This window comes from Streptomyces sp. NPDC060205, from assembly GCF_042728395.1.
Taxonomy (GTDB): Bacteria; Actinomycetota; Actinomycetes; order Streptomycetales; family Streptomycetaceae; genus Streptomyces.
In genome coordinates, this window is the sequence record NZ_JBHWZP010000354.1 from 1 (window position 1) to 9,170 (window position 9,170).

9 protein-coding genes are annotated in these 9,170 nt (G+C 67.7%); 8 read left to right on the forward strand and 1 reads right to left on the reverse strand.

Going from position 1 to position 9,170, the window contains the following annotated elements; genetic code table 11:
* The 3 genes from ACFWGJ_RS37450 to ACFWGJ_RS37460 form a co-directional block, all read left to right on the forward strand.
* Window positions 1–1,128 (forward strand): cbb3-type cytochrome c oxidase subunit I (locus ACFWGJ_RS37450; RefSeq protein WP_387333438.1); only part of this gene is annotated, 1,128 nt, incomplete at its 5' end.
* Window positions 1,125–1,523: a cytochrome c oxidase subunit 4 gene (locus tag ACFWGJ_RS37455; RefSeq protein WP_210883345.1), complete on the forward strand. Its 399-nt coding sequence runs from the start codon at window positions 1,125–1,127 to the stop codon at window positions 1,521–1,523. The genes ACFWGJ_RS37450 and ACFWGJ_RS37455, both read left to right, overlap by 4 nt.
* Before the next feature lie 129 nt (window positions 1,524–1,652).
* Complete coding sequence (locus ACFWGJ_RS37460) at window positions 1,653–2,951, forward strand: Ig-like domain-containing protein (protein WP_387333439.1); 1,299 nt, start codon at window positions 1,653–1,655, stop codon at window positions 2,949–2,951.
* A gap of 104 nt (window positions 2,952–3,055) precedes the next feature.
* Here ACFWGJ_RS37460 and ACFWGJ_RS37465 read toward each other — a convergent pair whose 3' ends face one another.
* The gene (locus tag ACFWGJ_RS37465; protein WP_387333440.1) at window positions 3,056–3,457 is read right to left on the reverse strand and encodes a hypothetical protein; all 402 of its coding nucleotides are present in this window, start codon (window positions 3,455–3,457) and stop codon (window positions 3,056–3,058) included.
* A 188-nt stretch (window positions 3,458–3,645) separates the two neighbouring features.
* Between ACFWGJ_RS37465 and ACFWGJ_RS37470 the strand changes: the two genes are divergently transcribed.
* The 5 genes from ACFWGJ_RS37470 to trpD all read left to right on the forward strand — a co-directional run bounded on the left by ACFWGJ_RS37470 (window position 3,646) and on the right by trpD (window position 9,047).
* Entirely contained in the window at window positions 3,646–4,266 is a 621-nt protein-coding gene (locus ACFWGJ_RS37470; RefSeq protein WP_107017430.1) for a heme-copper oxidase subunit III, read from the forward strand.
* A gap of 65 nt (window positions 4,267–4,331) precedes the next feature.
* Entirely contained in the window at window positions 4,332–5,141 is an 810-nt protein-coding gene (locus ACFWGJ_RS37475; protein ID WP_107017431.1) for a c-type cytochrome, read from the forward strand.
* Window positions 5,138–6,211, forward strand: a complete 1,074-nt coding sequence (locus ACFWGJ_RS37480) for a Rieske 2Fe-2S domain-containing protein (RefSeq protein WP_387333441.1) — start codon at window positions 5,138–5,140, stop codon at window positions 6,209–6,211. Before ACFWGJ_RS37475 ends, ACFWGJ_RS37480 begins: the two co-directional genes overlap by 4 nt.
* Window positions 6,208–7,866: a cytochrome bc complex cytochrome b subunit gene (locus ACFWGJ_RS37485; protein ID WP_387333442.1), complete on the forward strand. Its 1,659-nt coding sequence runs from the start codon at window positions 6,208–6,210 to the stop codon at window positions 7,864–7,866. Before ACFWGJ_RS37480 ends, ACFWGJ_RS37485 begins: the two co-directional genes overlap by 4 nt.
* Window positions 7,867–7,982: 116 nt before the next feature.
* On the forward strand, window positions 7,983–9,047 hold the full coding sequence (gene trpD / locus ACFWGJ_RS37490) for an anthranilate phosphoribosyltransferase (RefSeq protein ID WP_387333443.1): 1,065 nt from the start codon (window positions 7,983–7,985) through the stop codon (window positions 9,045–9,047).
* Window positions 9,048–9,170 lie beyond the last annotated feature (123 nt).

Here is a 9,170-nt window from a genome sequence, read left to right on the forward strand (position 1 = left end):
GGCATGACGATGTTCCGTATGCCGATCTTCGTGTGGAACGTGCTGCTCACCGCGGTCCTGGTGCTGCTCGCCTTCCCCGTGCTCGCCGCCGCGCTGTTCGCGCTGGAGGCGGATCGGAAGTTCGGCGCACACATCTTCGACTCGGCCAACGGCGGAGCGTTGCTGTGGCAGCACCTCTTCTGGTTCTTCGGCCATCCAGAGGTGTACATCATCGCGCTGCCGTTCTTCGGCATCATTTCCGAGGTCATTCCGGTCTTCTCCCGCAAGCCGATGTTCGGCTACATGGGCCTGATCGGCGCGACCATCGCCATCGCGGGTCTGTCCGTGACGGTGTGGGCGCACCACATGTACGTCACCGGCGGTGTGCTGCTGCCGTTCTTCTCCTTCATGACGTTCCTGATCGCCGTACCGACCGGCGTGAAGTTCTTCAACTGGATCGGCACCATGTGGAAGGGGTCCTTGAGTTTCGAGACCCCGATGCTGTGGGCCACCGGCTTCCTGATCACCTTCACCTTCGGTGGTCTGACCGGTGTCATCCTGGCGTCGCCGCCGATGGACTTCCACGTCTCGGACTCGTACTTCGTGGTGGCGCACTTCCATTACGTGGTGTTCGGCACGGTCGTGTTCGCGATGTTCTCCGGCTTCCACTTCTGGTGGCCGAAGTTCACCGGCAAGATGCTCGACGAACGCCTCGGCAAGATCACCTTCTGGACGCTGTTCATCGGCTTCCACGGGACGTTCCTCGTCCAGCACTGGCTGGGCGCCGAGGGCATGCCGCGTCGTTACGCGGACTACCTCGCGGCCGACGGCTTCACCGCGCTGAACACGATCTCGACGATCAGCTCGTTCGTCCTGGGTCTGTCGATCCTGCCGTTCTTCTACAACGTCTGGAAGACGGCCAAGTACGGCAAGAAGATCGAGGTCGACGACCCGTGGGGTTACGGCCGTTCGCTGGAGTGGGCCACGTCCTGCCCGCCGCCGCGGCACAACTTCCTCACGCTGCCGCGGATCCGTTCCGAATCCCCGGCGTTCGATCTGCACCACCCCGAGATCGCCGCCCTCGACCAGCTGGAGAACGCCGGTCACGGTGAGAAGGCCCTCGCCGGCGGCAAGGAGGCGGGCAAGTGAAGGTCCAGGGCAAGATGTTCATCTGGCTCGCCGTCTTCATCCTCGTCATGGCGATCGTCTATGGCGTGTGGTCGAAGGAGCCGGCCGGTACCACGGCGCTCTTCCTGGGCTTCGGCCTGAGCGTCATGATCGGCTACTACCTGTGGTTCACGGCCCGGCGGGTCGACACGGGCGCACAGGACAACAAGGAGGCCGACGTCGCGGACGACGCCGGTGAGCTCGGCTTCTTCAGCCCGCACAGCTGGCAGCCGCTCTCCCTCGGCATCGGCGGCGCGCTCGCCTTCATGGGCGTCGTCTTCGGCTGGTGGCTGCTCTTCTTCTCGGCCCCGATCATCATGATCGGCCTGTGGGGCTGGGTCTTCGAGTACTACCGCGGAGAGAACCAGAATCAGTAACACGCGCTGAGCGCACGGAAGCCCGGACACCCGTCAGGAGGTCCGGGCTTCCCCCTTTTGCCACGCGATCCGTCCCCCGCCCGGCGCAATGGGCGAGCCGTCAGGGACCACGGTTCCTACGCTCGGGACATGAGCCACTCAGCTTCCCCCAGGAGCGCCGAAGCCGGCCCGGCGCGCCCGCGGAACCGTACCGCCGCCGGCTGCACGGCGCTGCTGGTCGCCATAGGCGCGGGCGTCACGGCCTGCGGCTCCGGCGGCCATCCGCTCTCGGCCGAGCCCTACGACGCGGCGAAGGACCTCTCCTTCAGCGCCGCCGTGAGCGACGGGAAGAAGGCCGACCCGGACAAGCCCCTGGAGATCACCGCCAGGGACTCCGGCGGCCGGATCACCGACGTGACGGCCACGGACGCCGCAGGACGGTACGTGGCGGGCGAACTGACCGCCGACGGAGGCCGGTGGCACAGCACCTCGCCGCTGGCCGCAGGCGCCCACTACACGGTGCGGGTGAGCACCGAGGACGACGACGGCGCGCCCGGGCGCAGGACCGTCGACTTCGAGACCAGCGTCCCGAAGACCAAGAAGCGGCTCGACGTGACGTTCGGCCCCGACAAGGGCACGTACGGCGTGGGCCAGCCCGTCACGGCCGAACTCAGCGCCCCGGTCAAGGACAGGGCGGCGCGCGCGGTCGTCGAGCGGGCCCTCAAGGTGCAGTCGCAGCCCGCGGTCGAGGGCGCCTGGCACTGGGTGGACGACAAGGAACTGCACTACCGGCCCAAGGAGTACTGGCCCGCCCACGCCACCGTGCGGGCGCACAGCAACCTCGCGGGCATCAAGGTGGCCGAGCGCCTGTGGGGCGGCAAGGCCAAGCCCCTGACGCTCACCACGGGCGATCGGCTGGAGGCCGTGACGGACGCCGCGGCGCACTCGATGACGGTCTACCGCAACGGTGAGGCGATCAACACGATCCCGGTCACCACCGGCAAGCCGGGCTTCGACACCCGCAACGGCGTCAAGGTGGTGCTGGGCAAGGAGTACTTCGTACGGATGCGCGGCACCAGCATCGGCATCGCCGAGGGCACCGCGGACTCCTACGACCTGCCCGTCTACTACGCCACCAGGGTCACCTGGAGCGGCGAGTACGTGCACGCCGCGCCCTGGTCCGCCGGCTCGCAGGGGGCCGCCAACGTCAGCCACGGCTGCACCGGCATGAGCACCGCCAACGCCGAGTGGTTCTTCGAGACGGTCCGCGCCGGCGACATCGTCAAGGTCGTCAACTCGTACGGCGACATGATGGACCCGTTCGGCAACGGCTTCGGCGACTGGAACCTCACCTGGAAGAACTGGCGCAAGGGCAGCGCCCTCGCCGCCGACACCCCGGAGGGCCCCTCCGCGGAGTCCCGCCTGAGACTCACCCCGGAACCGGCATAGGGCGGCCCCGAGAGGGGCCGCAAGGCCCCGTCAGGGGCGCGGGGAACTGCGCGACCAGCCACAGCGGACCCGCAGTCGCCCCACCACGCCATCCAGGACGGCGCCTACGCGCTCAAGGCGGCCCTGCTGCGGAGCAGCCCCGCCAGAGCGGCGGCGAACTCCACAGGCTCGACCGGCAAGGTCACAGCCGCATCGGCCCGACTCCACGTGGCGAGCCACGCATCCTGCGGCCGCCCGATCAGCAACAGCACGGGAGGACAGTTGAAGATCTCGTCCTTGATCTGCCGGCAGATCCCCATCCCGCCCGCGGGAACGGCCTCACCGTCCAGCACGCAGACATCGATCCCGCCGCGGTCCAGCTCCTTGATCACCGCCGCGGGGGTGGCGCACTCGATGAACTCCACCTGGGGGACATCGGTCGCGGGCCTGCGCCCCGTGGCGAGCCGCACCTGTTCGCGGGTGTTGGAGTCGTCGCTGTAGACCAGCACCGTTGCGGTCGGCTGCATTCTTCCTCCGGGACGTCAGCGTCGTAGAGACAGAGACGGACAGGGTCCGATGCGCGGATGCTACTCCCTCGATCACCTCGTCAACACCGGTTCGGACAGGGCTTCGATGGGCCATATGGGCTGGACACACCCCACAGACACCCCGAACGGCACCCCCCAAGGTGAGGGCGGGATAAGCGACCGACATAATGTCGGTCGTGGCGACAGCAACGACAGTAGATACCGGGCACGCGCACCCGTCGGTCAATCGGCCGAACCTCACCAGCGTCGGAACCATCATCTGGCTGAGTTCCGAGCTGATGTTCTTCGCGGCCCTCTTCGCGATGTACTTCACCCTCCGATCGGTGACCGGTCCCGACCACTGGAAGGAAATGGCGTCCGCCCTGAACTTCCCGTTCTCGGCGACCAACACCACGATCCTGGTGCTCTCCTCCCTCACTTGCCAGCTCGGCGTCTTCGCTGCCGAGCGTGGGGACGTGAAGAAGCTCAGGATGTGGTTCATCGTCACCTTCGTGATGGGTGCGATCTTCATCGGCGGCCAGGTGTACGAGTACACCGAGCTGGTCAAGCACGAGGGCCTGTCGCTCTCGTCCGACCCGTACGGCTCGGTGTTCTACCTGACCACCGGCTTCCACGGCCTGCACGTGACGGGTGGTCTCATCGCCTTCCTGCTGGTCCTCGGGCGCACCTACGCGGCCCGCAGGTTCACGCACGAGCAGGCGACCGCCGCCATCGTCGTGTCCTACTACTGGCACTTCGTCGATGTCGTCTGGATCGGCCTTTTCGCCACGATCTACATGATCAAGTAGCCGGGCCAGTTCCCGCGTACATTCCAGAAGCATCGACGCTGAAGATCCTGACACCGGGGTAATCCGTGAAAAAGCTCTCCGCACGACGACGCCATCCGCTGGCGGCGGTCGTCGTCCTACTCCTCGCGCTGGCGGCCACCGGGGGGCTGTACACCGCGTTCGCGCCCGCGGACAAGGCACAGGCCGATACATCCGCCCAGTCCCTCGCCATCGACGAGGGCAAGAAGCTCTACGCCGTCGGCTGCGCCAGCTGCCACGGCACCGGCGGTGAGGGCTCGACCGACGGTCCCAGCCTGGTGGGCGTGGGTGCCGCGGCCGTCGACTTCCAGGTCGGCACCGGCCGCATGCCCGCCCAGCAGCCGGGCGCGCAGGTTCCGAAGAAGAAGGTCATCTACTCGCAGGCGGAGATCGACCAGCTCGCGGCGTTCGTCGCCTCGCTGGGCGCCGGTCCGAACGTGCCGACCGAGGAGCAGTACAACCCCGAGGGCGCGGACATCGCCGAGGGCGGGGAGCTGTTCCGTACCAACTGCGCGCAGTGCCACAACTTCACCGGCAAGGGCGGCGCGCTGACGAACGGAAAGTTCGCCCCGACGCTGGAGGATGTCGACCCGAAGCACCTCTACGAGGCCATGCAGACCGGCCCGCAGAACATGCCGTCCTTCCCCGACACCACGCTGACGGAGAAGAACAAGAAGGACATCATCGCGTACCTCGACGCGGTCAACAGCGACGACTCGGAGAGCCCCGGTGGTCTGGAGCTGGGCGGCCTCGGGCCGGTCAGTGAAGGCCTCTTCGGCTGGATCTTCGGTCTCGGCGGTCTGATCGCCGTAGCCGTGTGGGTCGCCGCCCGGACCGCAAAGGCCAAGAAGTCATGAGTAGCCAAGACATTCCAGAAGAGAACCTGCCCGCCGAGCGGGCCGCCGACGAGCACGCCCAGGCGCACGGTGACGTGAGCGTGCCGAACGAGAAGGATCCCTTCGCGGATCCCGGTCTGCCGCCGCACGAGCACCGCATCCAGGACATCGACGAGCGGGCCGCCAAGCGCTCCGAGCGCACGGTCGCCCTGCTGTTCACGCTCTCGATGCTGGCCACGGTCGGCTTCATCGCGTCCTTCGTGACGATCCCGGCCGACCGGATCGTCTACATCTTCCCGCTCGGCCACATCAGCGGTCTGAACTTCGCCCTGGGCATGACACTCGGCCTGGCGCTGTTCTGCATCGGCGCGGGCGCGGTCCACTGGGCCCGCACCCTGATGTCCGACGAGGAGATGGCCGACGAGCGCCACGCCATCGCGGCGGAGCCCGAGGTCAAGGCCAAGGTCCTGGCCGACTTCAAGCAGGGCGCCAAGGAATCCGCGCTCGGCCGCCGCAAGCTCATCCGCAACACGATGTTCGGCGCGCTGACCCTGTTCCCGCTGTCCGGCATCGTCCTGCTGCGCGACCTCGGTCCGCTGCCGGAGGACAAGCTGCGGCACACCCTGTGGTCCAAGGGCAAGCTGCTCGTCAACATGAACACCGACGAGCCGCTGCGTCCCTCCGACGTCGCCGTGGGCTCGCTCACCTTCGCCAAGCCCGAGGGCCTGGAGGAGCACGACCACGACTTCCAGACCGAGATCGCCAAGGCCGCCCTGATGATCGTCCGGCTCCAGCCGGAGAACATCAAGGACAAGCAGGAACTTGAGTGGTCCCACGAGGGCATCGTGGCGTACTCGAAGATCTGCACCCACGTCGGTTGCCCGATCTCCCTGTACGAGCAGCAGACGCACCACGTCCTCTGCCCGTGCCACCAGTCCACCTTCGACCTCTCCGACGGTGCCCGAGTCATCTTCGGCCCGGCCGGTCACGCCCTTCCGCAGCTGCGGATCGGTGTGAACGACGAGGGCTATCTTGAGGCGCACGGCGACTTCGAAGAGCCCGTCGGTCCTGCCTTCTGGGAGCGCGGATGAGCACTACGACCACCCCGAACCCCTCGGACGCCGGCGCGCCGGGACGTTCGCGAGAGAAGGCACCGGCCGGCGAGCGCGTCGCCGACTGGGCCGACGGCCGGCTGGGGATCTACTCCCTGGCCAAGGCCAACATGCGCAAGATCTTCCCGGACCACTGGTCCTTCATGCTGGGCGAGATCTGCCTCTACAGCTTCCTGATCATCATCCTCACGGGTGTGTATCTGACGCTGTTCTTCCACCCCTCGATGAACGAGATCGAGTACCACGGAAGCTACGTCCCGCTCCAGGGGCAGCTGATGTCGGAGGCGTTCGCCTCCACGGTGGACATCAGCTTCGACGTCCGCGGCGGTCTGCTCATCCGGCAGATCCACCACTGGGCGGCGATCGTCTTCCTGGCCGGCATGTTCGTGCACATGATGCGCGTCTTCTTCACCGGCGCGTTCCGCAAGCCGCGTGAGATCAACTGGCTGTTCGGCTTCCTGCTGTTCGTCCTGGGCATGTTCACCGGGTTCACCGGTTACTCGCTCCCGGACGACCTGCTCTCCGGCACCGGTGTCCGCTTCACCCAGGGCGCCATCCTGTCGATGCCGATCGTGGGCACGTACATCTCGATGTTCCTGTTCGGCGGGGAGTTCCCGGGCGGCGACTTCGTCGCGCGGTTCTACTCGATCCACATCCTGCTGCTGCCCGGCATCATGCTGGGGCTCGTGGTCGGCCACCTGATCCTGGTCTTCTACCACAAGCACACGCAGTTCGCGGGTCCCGGAAAGACCAACAAGAACGTCGTCGGCATGCCGCTGCTGCCGGTCTACATGGCCAAGGCCGGAGGCTTCTTCTTCCTGGTCTTCGGGTTCATCGCCATGCTGGCCGCGGTCGCGTCCATCAACCCGATCTGGGTGCTGGGGCCCTACCGGCCGGACCAGGTGTCCACCGGCGCCCAGCCCGACTGGTACATGGGCTTCGCCGAGGGTCTGATCCGTGCCATGCCAGGCTGGGAGATCAACATCTGGGGCCACACGCTGGTCCTCGGTGTGCTCATCCCGCTGGTCATCTTCGGTGTCTTCCTGGCGCTCATCGCGCTCTACCCGTTCATCGAGTCCTGGGTCACCGGGGACAAGCGCGAGCACCACATCCTGGACCGCCCGCGCAACGCCCCGACCCGCACGGCCTTCGGTGTCGCCTGGGTGACCGCGTACATGATCATGCTGATCGGTGGTGGCAACGACATCGTCGCGACCCACTTCCATCTGTCGATCAACACGGTCACGTGGTTCGTGCGCATCGGGTTCTTCCTCGGACCGGTGCTCGCGTTCATCGCCACCAAGCGCATCTGCCTCGGCCTGCAGCGCCGGGACAAGGACAAGGTGCTGCACGGCCGCGAGTCGGGCATCATCAAGCGCCTGCCGCACGGTGAGTTCGTCGAGGTGCACGAGCCGCTCAGCCAGGAGGCCATGCACACCCTCACGGCGCACGAGCAGTACCAGCCGGCCGAGATCGGCCCGACGGTCGACGAGAACGGTGTCGAGCGCAAGGTGAAGGGCCCGCAGAAGCTCCGCGCCAAGCTCAGCACCGCCTACTTCGGTGAGGACGGCCAGATCCCCAAGCCGACCGCCGAGGAGTACAAGGAGATCACGAGCGGCCACGGCCACCACTGATCACCACCTGTCCGCCACGGCAGGAGCCCCGTCCATTGCATGGACGGGGCTCTTTGCCGTCCCGGGGGCTGGATAGGGTGGACCCACATCCACGCACACGAAACCAGGAGCGGCAGATGAGTGCTGTGACCCCCGCTGGAGGCGACTTCGCGGCGGGCCGTTCCTGGCCCGCCCTGCTGAACGGCCTGCTGGACGGGCGCGACCTGAGCGCCGACGACACGGCCTGGGCGATGGACCTGATCATGCGGGGCGAGGCGACCGACGCGCAGATCGCCGGGTTCGCGGTGGCCCTGCGGGCCAAGGGCGAGACCGTCGAGGAGATCTCCGGCATGGTGCGCACGATGTACGCGCACGCCAACGTGATCGAGGTGCCGGGCGACACCGTCGACATCGTCGGCACCGGCGGAGACGGGGCGAAGACCGTCAACATCTCGACGATGTCGGCCGTCGTCATCGCCGGTACGGGTGCCAAGGTCGTCAAGCACGGCAACCGCGCCGCGTCCTCCGCGTCCGGTGCCTCGGACGTCCTCGAAAAGCTCGGCGTCAACCTGGAGCTGACTCCGCGGCGGGTGGCCGAGGTCGCCGAGGAGGCCGGGATCACCTTCTGCTTCGCGGTGAAGTTCCATCCGGCGCTGCGGCACGTGGCGGCGGCGCGCGGGCAGCTGGGCATCCGCACGACCTTCAACTTCCTCGGCCCGCTGACCAATCCGGCCCGGGTACGGGCCCAGGCGGTCGGGGTCGCGCACGCGCCCATGGCGCCCATCGTGGCCGGGGTCCTCGCCGAGCGCGGCAACTCCTCACTCGTCTTCCGCGGCGACGACGGGCTCGACGAGCTGACCACCACGGCCACGTCCCGGGTGTGGGTCGTCCGGGACGGCAAGGTGCGCGAGGAGGCGTTCGATCCGCGGGACGTGGGGATCGAGCTGGTGCCCGTGGAGGCGCTGCGGGGAGCTGACGCGTCGTACAACGCGGATGTCGCGCGACGGCTGCTTCAGGGGGAGCGCGGGCCTGTACGGGACGCGGTGCTGCTGAACTCGGCGGCGGCGCTGGTGGCGCTCGCGCCGGGCCCTGGACCGCTCGCCGAGCAGATCCGCGGCGGGATGGCTCGCGCCGCGGAGGCGATCGACTCCGGCGCGGCGTTGCGGACGCTGGAGCGGTGGGTGGCGGCGACCAACGCGTAGCCGCTGGCGCTGGCGGTGTCGTGTGCGGCCCCGGTGGGGGCGGGCCCTAACGATTGCGCAGTTCCCCGCGCCCCTAAAAGCCAAAAGACTGCGCAGTTCCCCGCGCCCCTAGGTACCCAGGGG

What these genes read in the sequence shown, in the direction of transcription:
- ACFWGJ_RS37460 (WP_387333439.1), top strand. Translation starts at nt 1,653, where the DNA reads ATGAGCCACTCAGCTTCCCCCAGGAGCGCCGAAGCCGGCCCGGCGCGC.
- trpD (WP_387333443.1), top strand. Translation starts at nt 7,983, where the DNA reads ATGAGTGCTGTGACCCCCGCTGGAGGCGACTTCGCGGCGGGCCGTTCC.
- ACFWGJ_RS37485 (WP_387333442.1), top strand. Translation starts at nt 6,208, where the DNA reads ATGAGCACTACGACCACCCCGAACCCCTCGGACGCCGGCGCGCCGGGA.
- ACFWGJ_RS37470 (WP_107017430.1), top strand. Translation starts at nt 3,646, where the DNA reads ATGTCGGTCGTGGCGACAGCAACGACAGTAGATACCGGGCACGCGCAC.
- ACFWGJ_RS37480 (WP_387333441.1), top strand. Translation starts at nt 5,138, where the DNA reads ATGAGTAGCCAAGACATTCCAGAAGAGAACCTGCCCGCCGAGCGGGCC.
- ACFWGJ_RS37465 (WP_387333440.1), bottom strand. Translation starts at nt 3,457, where the DNA reads ATGCAGCCGACCGCAACGGTGCTGGTCTACAGCGACGACTCCAACACC.